Source organism: Comamonas kerstersii (assembly GCF_002056725.1).
GTDB lineage: Bacteria > Pseudomonadota > Gammaproteobacteria > Burkholderiales > Burkholderiaceae_C > Comamonas > Comamonas kerstersii.
Genome location: NZ_CP020121.1, coordinates 1,033,769 through 1,051,661 on the forward strand (window position 1 = coordinate 1,033,769; position 17,893 = coordinate 1,051,661).

At 57.8% G+C, this 17,893-nt stretch carries 24 protein-coding genes and 1 pseudogene; 3 read left to right on the top strand and 22 right to left on the bottom strand.

Annotated features, from left to right (window positions below; all coding sequences use genetic code 11):
* Window positions 1–20 precede the first annotated feature (20 nt).
* Window positions 21–566: a GNAT family N-acetyltransferase gene (locus B5M06_RS04835; RefSeq protein WP_054065845.1), complete on the top strand. Its 546-nt coding sequence runs from the start codon at window positions 21–23 to the stop codon at window positions 564–566.
* A 158-nt stretch (window positions 567–724) separates the two neighbouring features.
* Window positions 725–1,012, top strand: a pseudogene (locus B5M06_RS04840) (flagellin N-terminal helical domain-containing protein); the annotation flags it as partial.
* Here the strand turns inward: B5M06_RS04840 and B5M06_RS04845 are convergent.
* From B5M06_RS04845 to B5M06_RS04950, 22 genes are all read right to left on the bottom strand, one after another.
* Window positions 925–1,716: an ISL3 family transposase gene (locus tag B5M06_RS04845; protein ID WP_077393424.1), complete on the bottom strand. Its 792-nt coding sequence runs from the start codon at window positions 1,714–1,716 to the stop codon at window positions 925–927. The pseudogene B5M06_RS04840 and the gene B5M06_RS04845 overlap by 88 nt on opposite strands.
* Window positions 1,717–1,870: 154 nt before the next feature.
* Window positions 1,871–2,380, bottom strand: a complete 510-nt coding sequence (locus B5M06_RS04850; RefSeq protein WP_054066592.1) for a peroxiredoxin — start codon at window positions 2,378–2,380, stop codon at window positions 1,871–1,873.
* Between the two features lie 137 nt (window positions 2,381–2,517).
* The gene (gene rpsQ / locus B5M06_RS04855) at window positions 2,518–2,787 is read right to left on the bottom strand and encodes a 30S ribosomal protein S17 (RefSeq protein ID WP_054066591.1); all 270 of its coding nucleotides are present in this window, start codon (window positions 2,785–2,787) and stop codon (window positions 2,518–2,520) included.
* A 9-nt stretch (window positions 2,788–2,796) separates the two neighbouring features.
* Window positions 2,797–2,994, bottom strand: a complete 198-nt coding sequence (gene rpmC, locus B5M06_RS04860) for a 50S ribosomal protein L29 (protein ID WP_054066590.1) — start codon at window positions 2,992–2,994, stop codon at window positions 2,797–2,799.
* An 11-nt stretch (window positions 2,995–3,005) separates the two neighbouring features.
* On the bottom strand, window positions 3,006–3,422 hold the full coding sequence (gene rplP / locus B5M06_RS04865) for a 50S ribosomal protein L16 (RefSeq protein ID WP_054066589.1): 417 nt from the start codon (window positions 3,420–3,422) through the stop codon (window positions 3,006–3,008).
* 2 nt (window positions 3,423–3,424) lie between these two features.
* Window positions 3,425–4,282 (bottom strand): 30S ribosomal protein S3, encoded by an 858-nt coding sequence (rpsC, locus tag B5M06_RS04870; RefSeq protein WP_054066588.1) that lies wholly within the window; start codon window positions 4,280–4,282, stop codon window positions 3,425–3,427.
* A 16-nt stretch (window positions 4,283–4,298) separates the two neighbouring features.
* Window positions 4,299–4,631 (bottom strand): 50S ribosomal protein L22, encoded by a 333-nt coding sequence (gene rplV, locus B5M06_RS04875; protein WP_042418925.1) that lies wholly within the window; start codon window positions 4,629–4,631, stop codon window positions 4,299–4,301.
* Window positions 4,632–4,640: 9 nt separating this feature from the next.
* On the bottom strand, window positions 4,641–4,916 hold the full coding sequence (gene rpsS, locus B5M06_RS04880) for a 30S ribosomal protein S19 (protein ID WP_054066587.1): 276 nt from the start codon (window positions 4,914–4,916) through the stop codon (window positions 4,641–4,643).
* 10 nt (window positions 4,917–4,926) lie between these two features.
* Window positions 4,927–5,751 carry a 50S ribosomal protein L2 gene (rplB, locus tag B5M06_RS04885; protein WP_054066586.1) on the bottom strand — a complete coding sequence of 275 codons (825 nt, stop codon included), beginning with the start codon at window positions 5,749–5,751 and terminating at the stop codon, window positions 4,927–4,929.
* Window positions 5,752–5,753: 2 nt separating this feature from the next.
* Entirely contained in the window at window positions 5,754–6,068 is a 315-nt protein-coding gene (rplW, locus tag B5M06_RS04890) for a 50S ribosomal protein L23 (RefSeq protein WP_054066585.1), read from the bottom strand.
* On the bottom strand, window positions 6,065–6,688 hold the full coding sequence (gene rplD / locus B5M06_RS04895) for a 50S ribosomal protein L4 (RefSeq protein WP_054066584.1): 624 nt from the start codon (window positions 6,686–6,688) through the stop codon (window positions 6,065–6,067). The genes rplW and rplD overlap by 4 nt, the downstream gene beginning before the upstream one ends.
* On the bottom strand, window positions 6,688–7,362 hold the full coding sequence (gene rplC / locus B5M06_RS04900; RefSeq protein WP_054066583.1) for a 50S ribosomal protein L3: 675 nt from the start codon (window positions 7,360–7,362) through the stop codon (window positions 6,688–6,690). Before rplC ends, rplD begins: the two co-directional genes overlap by 1 nt.
* A gap of 209 nt (window positions 7,363–7,571) precedes the next feature.
* Entirely contained in the window at window positions 7,572–7,883 is a 312-nt protein-coding gene (rpsJ, locus tag B5M06_RS04905) for a 30S ribosomal protein S10 (protein WP_003059431.1), read from the bottom strand.
* A 25-nt stretch (window positions 7,884–7,908) separates the two neighbouring features.
* On the bottom strand, window positions 7,909–9,099 hold the full coding sequence (gene tuf / locus B5M06_RS04910; protein ID WP_054065871.1) for an elongation factor Tu: 1,191 nt from the start codon (window positions 9,097–9,099) through the stop codon (window positions 7,909–7,911).
* Window positions 9,100–9,278: 179 nt separating this feature from the next.
* Window positions 9,279–11,387: an elongation factor G gene (gene fusA, locus B5M06_RS04915; protein WP_054066207.1), complete on the bottom strand. Its 2,109-nt coding sequence runs from the start codon at window positions 11,385–11,387 to the stop codon at window positions 9,279–9,281.
* Between the two features lie 150 nt (window positions 11,388–11,537).
* Window positions 11,538–12,011, bottom strand: a complete 474-nt coding sequence (gene rpsG, locus B5M06_RS04920) for a 30S ribosomal protein S7 (RefSeq protein WP_054066206.1) — start codon at window positions 12,009–12,011, stop codon at window positions 11,538–11,540.
* A 168-nt stretch (window positions 12,012–12,179) separates the two neighbouring features.
* The gene (rpsL, locus tag B5M06_RS04925) at window positions 12,180–12,557 is read right to left on the bottom strand and encodes a 30S ribosomal protein S12 (RefSeq protein WP_003059441.1); all 378 of its coding nucleotides are present in this window, start codon (window positions 12,555–12,557) and stop codon (window positions 12,180–12,182) included.
* 159 nt (window positions 12,558–12,716) lie between these two features.
* Window positions 12,717–13,886 carry a D-alanyl-D-alanine carboxypeptidase family protein gene (locus B5M06_RS04930; RefSeq protein ID WP_054066205.1) on the bottom strand — a complete coding sequence of 390 codons (1,170 nt, stop codon included), beginning with the start codon at window positions 13,884–13,886 and terminating at the stop codon, window positions 12,717–12,719.
* A 38-nt stretch (window positions 13,887–13,924) separates the two neighbouring features.
* Window positions 13,925–14,557 carry an alpha/beta hydrolase gene (locus B5M06_RS04935; protein ID WP_054066204.1) on the bottom strand — a complete coding sequence of 211 codons (633 nt, stop codon included), beginning with the start codon at window positions 14,555–14,557 and terminating at the stop codon, window positions 13,925–13,927.
* Between the two features lie 97 nt (window positions 14,558–14,654).
* Window positions 14,655–14,999 (bottom strand): (2Fe-2S) ferredoxin domain-containing protein, encoded by a 345-nt coding sequence (locus B5M06_RS04940; protein WP_054066203.1) that lies wholly within the window; start codon window positions 14,997–14,999, stop codon window positions 14,655–14,657.
* Window positions 14,996–16,108: a VanZ family protein gene (locus tag B5M06_RS04945; protein ID WP_054066202.1), complete on the bottom strand. Its 1,113-nt coding sequence runs from the start codon at window positions 16,106–16,108 to the stop codon at window positions 14,996–14,998. Before B5M06_RS04945 ends, B5M06_RS04940 begins: the two co-directional genes overlap by 4 nt.
* 31 nt (window positions 16,109–16,139) lie before the next feature.
* A complete protein-coding gene (locus B5M06_RS04950; RefSeq protein ID WP_054066201.1) occupies window positions 16,140–16,556 on the bottom strand; it encodes a CopD family protein in 417 nt (138 codons plus the stop codon).
* Between the two features lie 228 nt (window positions 16,557–16,784).
* On the opposite strand from B5M06_RS04950, the gene hemB reads away from it, so the two are divergent.
* Window positions 16,785–17,795, top strand: coding sequence for a porphobilinogen synthase (gene hemB / locus B5M06_RS04955; RefSeq protein WP_054066210.1), 1,011 nt, complete (start codon window positions 16,785–16,787; stop codon window positions 17,793–17,795).
* Window positions 17,796–17,893 lie beyond the last annotated feature (98 nt).

Genomic DNA, 17,893 nt, shown 5'->3' on the forward strand with positions numbered 1-17,893 from the left:
CCTATGCCCTTGCTGCGCGCATGGGGCTACACTGGCAGCTCGTCTGTTTCCAACCCAACACACGCGCTTTGACTGTAGAACAGCCCTGTGTGGCGATCCACATCGCCACCTCCGCCGAAGACATCCAGCACACCGCCCAACTGTTTCGCGAATACGCCGACAGCCTGGGCCTGGACCTGTCCTTTCAGAACTTTGATGCCGAAGTCGACCAGCTACCCGGTGACTACGCGCCCCCACGCGGCACGCTACTGCTGGCCTATGTAGACGGCACGCCCGCAGGCTGCTGCGCGCTGCGGCCCCTGGATGATGCAGACATTCCCAACGCCGCAGAAATGAAGCGCCTGTATGTACGCAAAGCCTTTCGCGGCTTTGGCCTGGGCCGCCAGCTGGCCGAAGCCACGCTGGACGCTGCCCGGCAAGGCGGCTACAGCTGCGTGCTGCTGGACACCCTGGACGACATGGAGGCCGCGCGCAACCTCTATACCGACCTGGGCTTTGAAGAGACCGAGCCCTACTACTTCAACCCCATTGCCGGGGCGCACTATCTCAAGGCAGAGATTGACTGAGTGCGTGAAGTGACAGCGGCAACCTCACACGCAACAAGTTGTAATTTTTTGCAGCGCGCATTTAAGACCTGTTCTCATCAGGTCGCCTAAGAACAGCAAGAGCGCCACGGTGGCGTTCGGTTTGTTATCAAAAACACTGTTTCTAGGAGCTTCTCACCATGTTGAGCTTGCACACCAACGCCGCTTCGTTGAGCACACAAAATTCTCTGGGTTCGACCAACAAGGCCCTGTCTACTTCTATGACCCGCCTGGGTACAGGTTTCCGTGTGAACTCGGCGATGGATGATGCTGCTGGCCTGCAGATTGCAACCCGTCTGAATGCCCAGACATCGGGCATGAAAGTCGCGCAAAAGAATACTCAAAACGGTATCTCCATGTTGCAAACCGCAGAAGGTGCGTTGAGCGAAATCGGCAACATGCTGATTCGCATGAAAGACTTGGCCACCACATGGAACAAGTCATAGACAACCTTGGCTTTCGGACACCAATGCTTGACCTCTGCGTCGAACGCCGTATTCATGTCCATGGCGACAGCTTGGATACGCTGGCAGCCCTGTTTGCCCAAGGCTTCAAAGAAGGGGCGCAAGCTCTTGCGGCTGCGTCCCGGCGCTATGTAGAGCACTCTGCGCGTATCGGCATCCAAGATCACGCTGGCGTAGCGATGCCCCTTGAACATTGCAAACTCATCCATGACCAGACGCTCAGGTTGCGCTGGTGGCAAGCTGTCAATTTGTTGCTGTAGCCTGCGTGCATCAAGCTCACGCACGGTCTGCCAATGCAGGCCTAACGTCTTGGCAACGTGCTTGATGCTCATGTGCTGGCATAAGTGCTGGATATGCTCAACCAAGCGCTTGGTTAAACGACTGTACTTATCGAGCCAGGGCACATGTTGCAGGCATTTGCCGCAATCGGGGCAGACCAGCCTGTGCAGCTTGACCTTCAAACGCAGCTGCCTGTCCACCAGTGGCATATCTCGCACTGTGCGCTGCACGTATTCATGCACCTGAGCCAAGGGCTTGAGACAACCACTGCACTTGCTACTGCCCTGTAGCGGCTCAAGCGTTAAAACTGCTTGGCCTGGTGTTTGAAGGTCAGCATCAATAACCCGGAAACCCTCCCAAAGGTCCAGCCATGTAGTATCTTTGTGCATGCAGCGGTGCTTTCTTGCATGTTGATTGGTCGCACAACCATCATGCTTGAAATGTCACCGCTGTTTCTGTTTGAGGGGCAACTACCCCGACATTCCGTGATGAACCTAAAAAAACGCTGCACCAGGCAGCGTTTTTTATTGTGCGCAGCGGCAATCAGGCAGCTTTGGCCTGGGCCAGCAGGGTGTCAGCACCCGAGACTTCAAACTTGCCAGGGCCTTCCACGTTCAGCGTCACCACTTTGCCATCCTTGACCAGCATGGAGTAACGGTTGCTGCGCAGACCCAGGCCCTTGCCATTCAAGTCCAGCGTCAGGCCCAGCGCCTTGGCCAGTGCGGCATCGCCGTCGGCAATCATGCGCACCTTGCCCGTGGCCTTCTGGTCACGGCCCCAGGCACCCATCACAAAGGCGTCATTGACGGCCACACACCAGATCTCATCCACACCAGCAGCCTTGAACGCATCTGCCTGCTCGATATAGCCAGGCAGGTGGCGCTCGGAGCAAGTCGGCGTAAAGGCACCGGGCACGGCAAACAGGGCAATCGTCTTGCCAGCCAGTGCAGCAGGCAGCTCGACGGGGTTAGGGCCGATGCTGCAGCCATTGCCCTCTACCTCTACGTACTCCATCAGCTTCACTGCGGGCAGCGTATCTCCAACCTTGATCATGTTGTGTCCTCCAATGACGGTTCAAAAATGGCTTTACCTGTTTTCCCGGCATCACGCACAGGTCAGGCCAGAAAACAAAAAAGCGACCCACATTGTGGGTCGCTTTTGAAGACTATGCAGTCAAAGCAGTTGAATGCTTAGAGCAGGCCAGCCTTTTGCACCAAGCGGGTAGCCACCCAGTTCTTGGTCTTGGACAGAGGACGGCTCTCGGTGATCTCGATGGTATCGCCCATCTTGAATTCACCGCTTTCGTCATGAGCGTGGTACTTCGAGGACTTCACCACGATCTTGCCGTAGATGGGGTGCATCACGCGACGCTCCACCAACACGGTCACTGTCTTAGCGCGCTTGTCGCTCACCACCTTGCCAACCAAGGTGCGCTTGAGGGATGTTTTAGCTTCCGTCATGTCGGCTCCTTACTTGGCGGCTTGCTTTTCAGCAAGAATGGTCTTCGCACGAGCGATCGAACGGCGAGTCGCGCGCAGCGTTGCTGTGTTCGACAGCTGTTGCGTGGCCTTTTGCATACGCAGGCTGAAGTGAGCCTTTTGCAGGGACTTCACTTCGGCTTCCAGAGCGGCCACGTCTTTTTGGCGGAGTTCAGCAGCTTTAGTCATGTGATCTCTCCTTATTCACCAACGTGACGGGCAACGAAGGTCGTACGCAGAGGCAGCTTTGCAGCAGCCAGGCGGAACGCTTCACGAGCCAGCTCTTCAGACACACCCACGATTTCGTAGATGATCTTGCCGGGCTGGATTTCGGCAACGTAGTACTCGGGGTTACCCTTACCGTTACCCATACGCACTTCAGCAGGCTTAGTGGAGATGGGTTTGTCGGGGAACACACGAATCCAGATACGGCCGCCACGCTTCACGTGACGAGAAATCGCACGACGTGCGGCTTCGATCTGACGAGCTGTCAGACGGCCACGGTCGGTAGACTTCAGACCGAAATCGCCGAAAGCAACAGAGTTGCCACGGGTGGCGATACCGGTGTTGCGGCCTTTGTGTTCCTTACGGAACTTGCGGCGTGCAGGTTGCAGCATGTTTATTCTCCTTTACCGTCCGCTGCTGTAGCGGGCGCGTCAGTCTTGCGAACGCGCTTAACGGAATCAGCGCCAGCGGCTGCAGCCTTGTCGCTGCCGTCCACAGGAGCCTGGTTACCACCGGCAGGACGACGTGCGCCACGGCCAGCGCCGTCACGACGACCGTCGCGGCGACCACCGCGAGGACGACGCTCGTCTTCACGGGGAGTTTCAACGGCGGGCAGGTCATTGCGGCCCAGGGTGTTGCCCTTGTAGACCCAAACCTTCACGCCGATGATGCCGTAGGTAGTTTGTGCTTCAGAGAAGCCGTAGTCGATATCAGCACGCAGAGTGTGCAGAGGCACGCGGCCTTCGCGGTACCACTCGGTACGGGCAATTTCGATACCGTTCAGACGGCCCGACGACATGATCTTGATGCCTTGAGCACCCAGACGCATAGCGTTCTGCATCGCGCGCTTCATGGCGCGACGGAACATGATGCGCTTTTCCAGCTGCTGGCAGATGGAGTCAGCGATCAGCTTGGCATCGAGTTCGGGCTTGCGCACTTCTTCGATGTTCACTGCGACTGGCACGCCCAGGCGAGTAGCGAGTTCCTTCTTCAGGTTCTCGATGTCTTCGCCCTTCTTGCCGATCACAACACCAGGACGTGCGGAGAAGATCGTGATACGTGCGTTCTTTGCAGGACGCTCGATCAGCACGCGTGCAACAGCAGCGTTCTTCAGCTTGGCCTTCAGGTACTCGCGAACCTTGATGTCTTCAGCCAGCATGCCGGCGAAGTCACGGTTGCTAGCGTACCAACGGCTAGCCCAGTTACGGCTCACAGCAAGGCGGAAGCCGGTAGGATGGATTTTCTGTCCCATATTCTTCCTCTTGGCCTCAGTTACCGACTGTCACGTAGATGTGGCAGGTAGGCTTGCTGATGCGGTTGCCGCGGCCCTTAGCGCGCGCGGTGAAACGCTTGAGCGTTGTACCTTGCTCGACGTAGATGGTCTTGACCTTCAGTTCGTCGATGTCAGCACCGTCGTTGTGCTCAGCATTAGCGATAGCGGACTCCAGCACCTTCTTCACGATCACAGCAGCTTTCTTCTGTGTGAAAGTCAAGATGTTCAGGGCTTGATCCACCTTCTTGCCGCGGATCAGGTCCGCGACCAGGCGACCCTTGTCAACCGACAAGCGGACGCCACGGAGGACTGCACGTGTTTCAGACATGGTCATTCCTTACTTCTTGGCCTTCTTGTCGGCGGGGTGACCCTTGAAGGTACGAGTCAGAGCGAATTCGCCCAGCTTGTGACCCACCATTTGCTCGGTGATGTAGACAGGCACGTGCTGCTTGCCGTTGTGCACAGCAATGGTCAGACCGATGAACTCGGGCAGAACCATGGAACGACGCGACCATGTCTTGACTGGCTTCTTGTCCTTGGTGGCGATGGCCTTTTCGACCTTGGCTACCAAGTGATGGTCAACAAACGGACCCTTTTTGAGAGAACGAGTCATTTGCTACCCCTTACTTTTTACGACGCGACACAATCATGTTTTGTGTGCGCTTGTTGTTACGGGTGCGGTAGCCCTTCGTCAGGTTGCCCCATGGGTCAACTGCGTGACGGCCTTCGCCAGTCTTACCTTCACCACCACCATGTGGGTGGTCGATTGGGTTCATAGCAGTACCGCGGACGGTAGGACGAATACCCATCCAACGCTTCACACCGGCCTTACCGAAACGGCGCAGGCTGTGTTCTTCGTTGGCAACTTCACCGATAGTGGCGCGGCATTCGATATGAATCTTGCGCACTTCGCCAGAACGCATACGCACTTGAGCGTACACGCCTTCGCGGGCCAGCAGCGTAGCGGATGCACCAGCGGAACGAGCGATTTGAGCGCCGCCTGCGGGTTGCAGTTCGATACAGTGGATGGTCGAACCCACGGGGATGTTGCGGATAGGCAGGGTGTTACCAACGCGGATAGGCGCTTCAGAGCCGCTCACGATGGTGGCACCGACTTCCAGGTTACGAGGAGCGATGATGTAGCGACGCTCGCCGTCTGCATAGCACACCAGAGCGATGTGAGCGGAACGGTTAGGGTCGTACTCGATGCGCTCAACCTTGGCGGGGATACCGTCCTTGTTGCGCTTGAAGTCCACCACGCGGTAGTGGTGCTTGTGACCACCGCCCTTGTGGCGAGTTGTGATGTGACCGTTGTTGTTACGACCGGCCTTTTCGGATTGCGCTTCCAGCAGAGGAGCGAAACCAGGGCCCTTGTACAGGTGGTCACGTGTCACCTTCACCGCGCCGCGACGGCCAGGCGAAGTGGGTTTGAGTTTGATAACAGCCATGATTAAGCAGCCTCCCCAGACAGGTTCAGCTCTTGACCGGGCTTCAGGCGAACGTAAGCCTTGCGCACGTTGTCGCGACGACCCACAGTCTTACCAAAGCGCTTGGTCTTGCCCTTGGTGTTCACCACAGAAACGCCCAGCACTTCAACCTTGAACAGCAGTTCCACTGCAGCCTTGATTTCATGCTTGGTAGCGTTTTGCAGCACCTTGAATGTCACAGCGTTGGACTTTTCAGCGACCATGGTGGCCTTTTCGGACACGATGGGAGCGACCAACACTTGCATCAGACGACCTTCGTCAAACTTGGTAGTGCTCATGCGAACATCTCCTTGAGTTTGTCGATTGCGCCCTTGGTGACGAGCACTTTCTTGAATTGCACCAGAGAAACGGGGTCAGCGTAGCGGGGTTCCACCACGAACACGTTCTTCAGATTGCGAGAAGCCAGGTACAGGTTTTCGTCGATCTCTTCGGCGATCACCATCACCGACGATTGCAGATTCATGGCCTTGAACTTGTCAGCCAGAACCTTCGTCTTCGGAGTCTCAACCTTCAGGGAATCCACAACTGCCAGACGGCCTTCGCGGGCCAGCTGAGACAGGATGGAAGCCATACCGGCGCGGTACATCTTCTTGTTGATCTTCTGCGTGAAGTTTTCTTCAGGCAGGTTAGGGAAGACGCGACCGCCCCCACGCCACAGAGGCGAGGAAGACATACCGGCACGTGCACGGCCAGTACCCTTTTGCTTGAAAGGCTTGGCTGTGGTGTGACGAACTTGCTCACGGTCCTTCTGAGCACGCGTACCTTGACGGCCATTGGCACGGTATGCGGTCACCAGCTGGTGGATCAGGTCTTCGTTGTAAGCACGACCGAAAACGGTTTCAGGCGCATCAATAGTGGATGCGGCTTGTCCTTGTTCATTCAGGAGTTCGAGCTGCATTAGTTCGCTCCCTTGGAAGCTTTAGCCTTGATGGCAGGACGCACCGACACGAAGCCACCCTTCGAGCCAGGAATTGCACCCTTGATCAACAGCAGTTGGCGTGCTTCGTCAATGCGAACCACGTCCAGGTTTTGGGTAGTCACGGTGTCAACGCCCATGTGACCTGTCATGCGCTTACCGGGGAACACGCGACCGGGGTCCTGTGCCATACCGATAGAGCCAGGTACGCGGTGCGAACGGCTGTTACCGTGGGAGTTACGCTGTGCGCCAAAGTTGTGACGCTTGATCGTGCCAGCAAAGCCCTTACCGATAGTCGTGCCTTGCACGTCCACCTTCTGGCCTACGCTGAACAGTTCTGCCACGGGCAGGACAGCGCCTGCTGCGTACTTGGCAGCGATCTCTTCGGTCACGCGAAATTCTTTGGTGACTTCACCGGCTTCAACGCCCGCCTTAGCGAGGTGGCCAGCTTCTGGCTTGGTCACGCGGGATGCCTTGCGTGTACCAAATGTGACTTGCAAAGCCACATAGCCATCGTTCTCTTGGGTTTTCACCTGAGCCACGCGGTTGTTGGATACATCCACCACTGTGACGGGCACGGAATCCCCATCATCAGTGAACAGACGCATCATGCCCACCTTGCGACCCAGCAACCCCAGGGAGTTGCTCAGACTCATTTGTTTGCTCCAAAACTTTCGCCGCTGTAACTGCAATTGGCCCAGCGTTGCACCCAACTCCAATTAGCTTGGAAAGTGCACGAAAGAAGGTTAATAAAACTCCGCCTTATTGCGGCGAAGCTCCAAATTTTAACGCGAACTGCTTTTTCAAGCAAGTTCGCGTTAAAGAAAGACCTTAGAAGGTGTTGCGAACAACACCTCTTAAGTTCTTATTGCAGTTTGATTTCGACGTCTACGCCAGCAGGCAGGTCCAGCTTCATCAGAGCGTCAACTGTCTTGTCGGTAGGATCGACGATGTCCATCAGACGCTGGTGAGTGCGGATTTCGAACTGGTCACGCGAAGTCTTGTTCACGTGAGGCGAACGCAGGATGTCGAAGCGCTTCATGCGTGTAGGCAGAGGCACAGGACCCTTGACGATCGCGCCAGTACGCTTGGCGGTGTCAACGATTTCAGCTGCAGACTGGTCGATCAGCTTGTAATCGAAAGCCTTCAGACGGATACGGATTTTTTGCTTAGACATTGTTAATTCCTAGCTTTCCTAAGAATTAGGCAATGATCTTAGCAACCACGCCGGCGCCAACAGTACGACCACCTTCGCGGATAGCGAAACGCAGACCTTCTTCCATAGCGATAGGAGCGATCAGCTTCACAGTGATGGAGACGTTATCGCCAGGCATCACCATTTCCTTGCCTTCTGGCAGCTCGATGGAGCCAGTCACGTCAGTTGTACGGAAGTAGAACTGAGGACGATAGTTGTTGAAGAAAGGAGTGTGACGGCCGCCTTCATCCTTGCTCAGCACGTACACTTCAGCAGTGAAGTTGGTGTGAGGCTTGATGGAGCCGGGCTTGCACAGCACCTGGCCGCGTTCCACGTCTTCACGCTTGGTGCCGCGCAGCAGCAGACCCACGTTGTCGCCAGCCTGACCTTGATCCAGCAGCTTGCGGAACATTTCCACGCCGGTCACGGTAGTCTTTTGAGTTTCGCGGATACCCACGATTTCGATTTCTTCGCCAACCTTGATGATGCCGCGCTCAACACGACCGGTCACCACGGTACCACGACCGGAGATCGAGAACACGTCTTCCACAGGCATCACGAATGCGCCGTCCACAGCACGCTCAGGTGTGGGGATGTAGGAGTCCAGAGCTTCAGCCAGCTTCAGGATAGCAGGCTCGCCGATAGGAGACTGGTCGCCTTCCAGGGCCAGCTTGGCAGAGCCGCGGATGATAGGAGTGTCGTCGCCGGGGAAGTCGTACTTGTCCAGCAGTTCGCGCACTTCCATTTCCACCAGTTCCAGCAGCTCCTCGTCGTCCACCATGTCGCACTTGTTCAGGAACACGATGATGTAAGGAACGCCCACCTGGCGAGCCAGCAGGATGTGCTCGCGAGTCTGGGGCATAGGGCCGTCAGCAGCGGAGCAAACCAAGATAGCGCCGTCCATCTGAGCGGCACCAGTAATCATGTTCTTCACATAGTCAGCGTGGCCGGGGCAGTCCACGTGAGCGTAGTGGCGAGTAGCAGTTTCGTACTCGACGTGCGAAGTGTTGATGGTAATACCACGAGCCTTTTCTTCAGGCGCGTTGTCGATCTGAGAGTAGTCCTTAGCTTCGCCGCCGAAGTGCTTGGACAGCACAGTAGCGATAGCAGCTGTCAGAGTGGTCTTACCGTGGTCAACGTGGCCAATAGTACCCACGTTCACGTGGGGCTTGGTACGCTCGAATTTTTCCTTTGCCATTGCAAATTCTCCAATTAAAAGAGCAAGCCTGTGTATCGTTTTTAAGGTCTGCACCACATTGCTTGTTCACTTCGCACAGACAACAAAGTGGCATGCAGTCGCAGACCGGCAATCTAACTGCAGCAGCCGTCTTTCGACAGCCACTGCAACCAAACGGTCAATTATGACCGATCTGGCAATTACTTGGCGCGTGCAGCAACGATGGCTTCAGCCACGTTACGAGGCGCTTCAGAGTAGTGCTTGAATTCCATGGTGTAGGTCGCACGACCCTGTGTCATGGAACGCAGCTGAGTGGCGTAGCCGAACATTTCGGACAGAGGCACTTCAGCCTTGATGGCCTTGCCGCCACCAACCATGTCGTCCATGCCCTGCACCATACCGCGGCGAGAAGACAGGTCACCCATCACGGTACCAGCGTAGTCTTCAGGTGTTTCCACTTCCACAGCCATCATGGGTTCCAGGATGACGGGGCTGGCCTTCTTGGCAGCTTCCTTGAAACCGAAGATGGCGGCCATCTTGAACGCCTGTTCGGACGAGTCCACATCGTGGTACGAACCGAAAGTCAGACGCACGCGAACGTCCACCACAGGGTAGCCAGCCAGCACGCCGGAGGTCAGTGCTTCTTCCACACCCTTCTGCACTGCAGGGATGTATTCGCGAGGCACCACGCCGCCCTTGATTTCATCCACGAACTCAAAGCCCTTACCTGCCTCCAGGGGCTCCAGTGTGAACACCACGTGACCGTACTGACCCTTACCACCGGACTGGCGAACGAACTTGCCGTCCACGTCCTTGACGGTGTTGCGCACGGTTTCGCGGTAGGCAACCTGGGGCTTGCCCACGTTGGCTTCCACGTTGAACTCGCGCTTCATACGGTCAACGATAATTTCCAGGTGCAGCTCGCCCATACCGGCGATGATGGTCTGACCGGATTCTTCGTCGGTACGCACGCGGAAGGATGGGTCTTCAGCAGCCAGACGCGACAGGGCAATACCCATCTTTTCCTGGTCAGCCTTGGACTTGGGCTCCACAGCCTGTGCAATCACGGGCTCAGGGAACACCATGCGTTCCAGCACGATAGGAGCAGAGATGTCGCACAGGGTTTCACCAGTGGTCACATCCTTCAGGCCCACGCAAGCAGCGATGTCGCCAGCGCGGATTTCTTCCACTTCCACGCGGTCGTTTGCCATCATCTGCACGATACGGCCGATACGCTCTTTCTTGCCCTTCACAGCATTCAGAACGGTCTCGCCCTTGGACAGAACGCCCGAGTACACGCGCACGAAAGTCAGCTGACCAACGAAGGGGTCGGTCATCAGCTTGAATGCCAAGGCAGAGAACTTCTCTTCGTCGTCAGCCTTGCGCGACAGCTTCTTCTCTTCGTCGTCAGGATCGGTACCTTCCACGTCTGGGATATCCACAGGCGAAGGCAGGTAGTCGATCACGGCGTCCAGCATACGCTGCACACCCTTGTTCTTGAACGCTGTGCCGCACAGCATAGGCTGAATTTCCACAGCCAGAGTACGTGCACGCAGACCTTGCTTGATCTCTTCTTCAGACAAAGTACCTTCTTCCAGGTACTTGTTCATCAGGTCTTCATTGGCTTCAGCAGCAGCTTCCACCATGTTTTCACGCCACTTCTCAGCCACTTCCTTGACGTCAGCGGGGATTTCAGCGTATTCGAACTTCATGCCCTGAGAAGCTTCGTCCCAGATGATGGCCTTCATCTTCAGCAGGTCAACCACGCCCTTGAAGTTGTCTTCAGCACCGATTGGCACCACGACAGGCACGGGGTTACCCTTCAAGCGGGTCTTGATCTGGTCCACCACCTTGAAGAAGTTGGCGCCGGTACGGTCCATCTTGTTCACGAAGGCCAGACGAGGCACCTTGTACTTGTTAGCCTGACGCCACACGGTTTCAGACTGGGGCTGCACACCGCCCACAGCGCAGTACACCATGCAAGCGCCGTCTAGCACGCGCATGGAACGTTCCACTTCAATCGTGAAGTCCACGTGGCCGGGGGTGTCGATGATGTTGAAGCGGTGCTCGGGGTAGGACATGTCCATACCCTTCCAGAAGCAGGTCACAGCAGCGGAAGTAATGGTGATACCGCGCTCTTGCTCTTGCTCCATCCAGTCGGTAGTTGCAGCGCCGTCGTGCACTTCGCCCAGCTTGTGGGTCACGCCTGTATAGAACAGGATACGTTCAGTGGTAGTGGTCTTACCTGCGTCAATGTGGGCCGAGATACCGATATTGCGATAGCGGCCAATGGGGGTCTTGCGAGCCATGATTGATCCTTGATTGATCGGGGGAGAGTCTGCGATCACCCTGCCTTGTGCGCCGGGGCCAGCAGTTCTATATGGGGGTGCCTTGAATCGAGACAAGGCCGCCGCAAGAGTTGCGAGCGGCCCGTCTTGTTTCAAACTGCTACAAGCAGATTAGAAGCGGAAGTGGCTGAATGCCTTGTTGGCTTCAGCCATACGGTGCACTTCGTCACGCTTCTTCATGGCGCCGCCACGGCCTTCGGTAGCTTCCATCAGTTCGTTGGCCAGACGTTGGGCCATCGACTTTTCGCTACGCTTGCGAGCAGCTTCCTTGATCCAGCGCATGGACAGAGCCAGACGACGGACGGGACGCACTTCCACAGGCACTTGGTAGTTAGCACCGCCAACACGACGGGACTTCACTTCCACCATAGGCTTCACATTGTTGATAGCCGTGGTGAACACTTCCAGAGCATCCTTCTCAGGCTGCTTCTTGGCGATCAGTTCCAGGGCACCGTAGATGATGCGCTCTGCAACTGCCTTCTTGCCGCCTTCCATGATCACGTTCATGAATTTGGACAGCTCAACATTGCCGAACTTAGGATCCGGCAGGATTTCACGTTTGGGGACTTCGCGACGACGTGGCATTTTTTACCTCTATCTTTGCTTCAGTTGGTGACTTTTCAGACACCGCGAGAGTCAATCTCTGGACTCCCACTTACTCGACCCGCGCAAACCATTTGCGTTTAGGGCCACTACGTTTGACCGCGCCAGTCAGGCGAATCAAACACCGATGTGTTTCAGAACCAGGGCTGATTACTTAGCCTTAGGCTTCTTAGCACCGTACTTGGAACGGGCTTGCTTACGGTCCTTCACACCTTGCAGGTCCAGAGAACCGCGAACGATGTGGTAACGCACACCAGGCAAGTCCTTTACACGACCGCCGCGCACCAGCACCACGCTGTGCTCTTGCAGGTTGTGGCCTTCACCGCCGATGTACGAAATCACTTCGAAACCGTTGGTCAGACGCACCTTAGCCACCTTACGCAAAGCCGAGTTAGGCTTCTTAGGTGTTGTGGTGTACACGCGAGTGCAGACGCCACGACGCTGAGGGCAGTTTTCCATAGCAGGGCTCTTGGATTTAACAACTTCTACCGTGCGGCCCTGACGCACGAGTTGGTTAATGGTTGGCATATATACGTCCCTAAACGTAAAAAACGAAAACGTGAAACCCTTCGGAAATACCGAAAAGCCCTCCACTGTACCAATTTGGGAAACCCTGAGCAAGTCACCTGTGATTAAACAGCAGGCACTTTGAAGGCCTTAGCCTGCCTGCTGCTGTCACCGGACTGCTTAGCGAATCCACAGACGGATGGCGTCCCAGGTACGACCAAAGAAACCGCCCTCCGTCACGCTTTCCTGCGCGAAGATGGGCAGCTCAGCCGCCACCTGATCTGCCACCATCACCTTCAGTACACCGACTTGCTGGCCCTTGGTAACAGGAGCCATCAAAGGATCTGTGCGCACGATCTGGGTCGTCACCTTGCCGGAGCTGCCGGAAGGCACGGTCACCACGGTAGGTGTTTCACGACCAATCTTGATCGTGCTTTGCGAGCCCTTCCAGATGGGCGCTTCTTCCATGGTCTGCCCCGCATCGAACAGCTTGACTGCGTCATAGGCGGTGTAGCCCCAGTTCAGCAGCTTCTGGCTTTCGTTGGCGCGCGCATTGTCGCTGGCAGCACCCAGCAGGATGGACAGCAGGCGACGGCCTCCCACATTGGGAATATCGCGATTGGCCGTAGCGACCAGACAGTAGCCTGCGGCATTGGTGTGGCCGGTCTTCAGACCATCCACCGTGGGGTCGCGAAACAGCAGCGCATTGCGGTTGCGACTGTTGGCCGCGGGCGTGCCTTCGTAGCGATAGTCCTTGATGGCGTAGTAGTGCGTGTATTCGGGGAAGTCACGCATCAGGCGCATGGCCAGCGTCGCCAGGTCACGTGCGGTGGTGTAGTGACCAGGCTCGGTCAGACCTTCGGGGTTCTTGTAGGAAGTCCCGTTCATGCCCAGCGCCTTGGCCTGCTCGTTCATCAGGCGCACAAAGTTTTCCTTGGTGCCGCCCACGCCTTCAGCCAGCGCCATGGTGGCGTCATTGCCAGACTGCACGATCATGCCCTTGAGCAGGTCTTCCACAGGCACCTGCATCTTGGGGTCGATAAACATGCGCGAGCCGGGCATCTTCCAGGCCTGCTCGCTCACAGGCAGACGCTGCTCCAGCGTGATCTTCTTGGCGCGCAGCGCATCAAACACCAGGTAGGCCGTCATCAGCTTGGTCAGCGATGCGGGCTCGATCGCAACATCCACATCCTTGGCCGCCAGAATCTGGTTGGCCGTCACATCCACCAGCAAATAGTTGTTGGCAGCGATTTCTGGTGGCTGCAACTGTGCAATCTGGGCATTGGCCCACAGCGGAGCCAGAGCAGCCGTCAGCGCCAGTGTGCGCAGGGTCGAAAAAATAGGTTTCATGAACAACTCGGTTTCTTCAGAATCAAAGAAGGCACGCTTCAGCCGTGCGAAGCGCTCAGGTGGCGAGCCACCAGACCCTTGAGCAAGGGCAATTGCCCGTGGAAGAAATGTCCTCCATCGGGGATGACGGTCACCGGCAGAATCTGGGGGCGCGCCCAGTCCATCACGGACTGCAGTGGCACGGTGTCATCCTTTTCACCATGCAGCACCAGCGTGCGTGCATGCGCCTCTGGCGGCAAAGTCGCTGGCTCAAAGCGGCTGGCAGCGGTGCCCACCAGCACCACCTTTTCCACACGGCCGGTTTCCCACAGCGAGGCCACGGCATGGGTGGTCACAAAAGCGCCAAAAGAAAAGCCCGCCAGCGCCAGCGGCCCCTGAGGCGCCACCTGGCGCACGACTTCCAGCAGATCCTGGGCCTCACCCTTGCCTGCATCGTGCACGCCTTCGCTGGCACCCACACCACGGAAATTGAAACGAATGGCTTCCCAGCCGGTCTGCACGAAGGCACGCGCCAGGGTCTGCACCACCTTGTTGTCCATCGTGCCCCCGAACAGCGGATGCGGATGTGCAATCACCGCCACCCCCTTGGGCGTACCTGCAGGACGGTCACGCAGCGCCTCAATCTGGCCTGCCATGCCGGTCAACATGAATCGTTCGGTCTGTGCGTTCAAGTGCCCCCCTGTGACAACTCTCTCATTGATAGCTAGCAGCGCTTGACTGGCAAGCGCTGAGCGGCAAAAAGTCTCTTAATCGGCGTAGGAGTCTGATTTAACGGCCAAGTTCCGGAGGCACCAGCAGACGCTCCACGACCTGACCATTTTTGAGGTGCGATTCCACGATTTCGTCGATATCTGCCTCATCGACAAAGGTGTACCAGGTGCCTTCGGGATAGACCACGGCCACGGGGCCCGCCGCACAGCGGTCCAGGCAGCCGGCCTTGTTCACACGCACCTGCCCCTTGCCTGCCAGGCCTGCTTCCTTTATGGCCTTTTTGCAACGGTCAAAACCTGCCTTGGCACCGTGCAGATGGCAGCAGTCTTCACCATTGGGGCGCTCATTCAGGCAGAAGAAAATATGGCGGCTGTAGTAGCCGCTGGGTGTGTTCTCGCTCATGATGCATTCATTCTAGGAGCCGCCTGACGCCGGGTCAGTTGCAAAGCCACATACGCCAGCACGGCATAGGGCCAGATCCAGCCCAGCCACTGCCCGACCCCGTAAAAGCGCATGAAGCGCCCCTGCTCCCAGGACTGCAGGTGGTCCGCAAAGTAAGGGTTCAGCGGAGCCTGATTGAGCCAGTTGAGCTGCCACATCAGCACCAGCATCAGCAGCACGGCGCACCAGCGGCGCGGCACCGGCAGCGCGGCAGCGGCCAGCAGCACGGCAGCCCCCAGCCCCACCTGGGTGGGCAGTGTGAACCATTCCCATGCATGGTTGGGGCCATAGGCCATGGCGGAGGACAGCAGCGTGGCCCCGATGCCAGCCAGCACGATCAGCACCGCCAGCACGGCACGCCGGGCCACCGATGGCAGCAGCAGATAGGCCAGCAGGCAGGGCGCCAGCACCCCGAGCATGACGCACAGCATTTCCGCACTGGGCGCCAGCGGCACCAGCGGTTCTTCACGCAGCGGCAGCCAGTCCATGAAGGGGGTGCCCTCCAGCCAGCGGTCCAGCGTCTTGTCCAGACGCTCCAGCACCTGTCCCAGCCCGAATGGCAGGCCAGAAGGAAACAGCAGCGCCACAGGCCACAGCCCCAGCAGCACCATGCCGCCGGGCTCCTGCTCCCCCACCCAGCGCTGGCGCAAGCTATTCCAGCGCTCGAGCACCCCTATCCACGCCAGCACACCGGCGAGCAAAGCACCCAGCAGCGCACCGCCCGCATTGAGCACAAAGTCCAGATTGGAAGGCACACGCCGTGGCAGGAAGATCTGCAGAAACTCCATGCTCAGCGACAGCAGCGCGCCCAGCACAAAGGCCAGCGGCACGGCGGCATGGCGCAGCCCGCTGCGCAGGCAGCCCAGGGCCAGCAAAAAGCCCAGGGGTACATAGCCTGCAATATTGATGTTGACGTCAAACCACGTCCAGTACGGTGGAGGCAGTGGTGCGGTCACAAACACCCAGGGCGAAATACCCTGGGCACGCCAGCCTTCAAAGGGGAACAGACTGGCAAACACAATCAGCGCGGTGTAGAGCAGGGCCAGCGGCCATGCCAAAGTTCGGAACACAGACTGCCCCTTTCAGCGCAGCATCACCACATTAAAAAGGCTTGACGACCACCAGAATCACAATGGCAGTCAGCAGGAGCACGGGCACTTCGTTGTACCAGCGAAACCAGCGATGGCTGCGCTGGCAGGTTTCCGCCGCCAGCTGGCGCAACAGGCGCGAGCAGCTGTAGTGATAGACCACCACCAGCGCCACCAGCAGCAGCTTGGCATGCAGCCAGCCCCCCGCAAATCCATAGCCCAGCCACAGCCACACACCGAGCGCCAGCGCAGGCACGGCCAGCATGGTGGTAAAGCGCAGCAAACGCTGTGCCATGCCGATCAGGCGCTCACGCTCTGACACGGAACCGGGCGTCACCATGGCCAGGTTCACAAAAATGCGTGGCAGATAGAACAAACCGGCAAACCAGCTGGCCACAAAAACGATATGAAAAGCTTTAATCCATAGCATGGGCACAGTGTAAGCTGGCCCGATGGCACAAAAAAAGCCCGGCAGTGCCGGGCTCTGAAATCCTCCAAAAAGAGGCCTGCTCAGGGAGGTGAAGCAGGGAAAGCAGCCAGCTGCTTTCGGAGCCCAATCTAGCATTCCCCCCCAAGCTGCACACCCGGGTAATCCCGCCACCCTGCTTCGTGCTGCATGCACTCGCCAGCGCTGTGTAACAGGCGCACAATGGTGGGTATGCATCTGTCTAGCCCTACCCCTTTCCCGCAAAGCCGTCCACGCCGTCTGCGCCGTGACGCCTTCACCCGTAACCTGGTGCGCGAAAGCCACCTGTCGGCACACGACTTCATCTACCCTGTGTTCGTGCATGAGGGTCAGAACCGCCGCGAGGTCGTGCCCTCCATGCCCGGCGTGGATCGCCTGAGTCTGGACCTGCTGCTGCCTGTGGCCGAAGAGTGCGTGAAGCTGGAAATCCCCGTGATGGCGCTGTTCCCCGCCATTGATGCCGATCTGAAGGCCCCTGATGGCAAGGAAGCCCTGAACCCCGATGGTCTGATCCCCCGCGTCATCCGTGCACTCAAGAAAGAATTCCCCCAGCTGGGCGTGATGACCGACGTGGCCCTGGACCCCTACACCAGCCACGGCCAGGACGGCATCCTGGACGAGACCGGCTACATCCTCAACGACGAAACCGTGGAAGTGCTGGTGGGCCAGGCCCTGAACCACGCCGAAGCCGGTGCCGACATGGTCGCGCCCAGCGACATGATGGATGGCCGCATTGGAGCCATCCGCGAAGCACTGGAGCTGCAGGGCCATATCTACACCAAGATCATGGCCTACAGCGCCAAGTACGCCAGCAGCTTCTACGGCCCCTTCCGTGACGCCGTGGGCACACGCGGCGCGCTGGGCAAGGCCGACAAGAACGTCTACCAGATGGACCCTGCCAACTCCGACGAAGCCCTGCGCGAAGTCGCCATGGACATTGCCGAAGGCGCAGACATGGTCATGGTCAAGCCCGGCATGCCGTATCTGGACATCGTGCGCCGCGTCAAGGACGAGTTCAAGGTGCCCACCTTTGCCTACCAGGTCTCGGGCGAATACGCCATGATCAAGGCCGCTGCGGCCAATGGCTGGCTGGACCACGACGCCGTGATGATGGAAGCCCTGCTGGCCTTCAAGCGCGCCGGGGCCGACGGCATCCTGACCTACTTTGCCATCGACGCAGCCAAGAAGCTGCGCGGTCTGTAAGCTAGCCCCATCCAAGGCTGGAAGCACCAGGCAGTCTGCGGACTGCCTTTTTTATTTTTCATAGCTGCCAGCGCTTGCTACACCTGCGTTTCCACCCA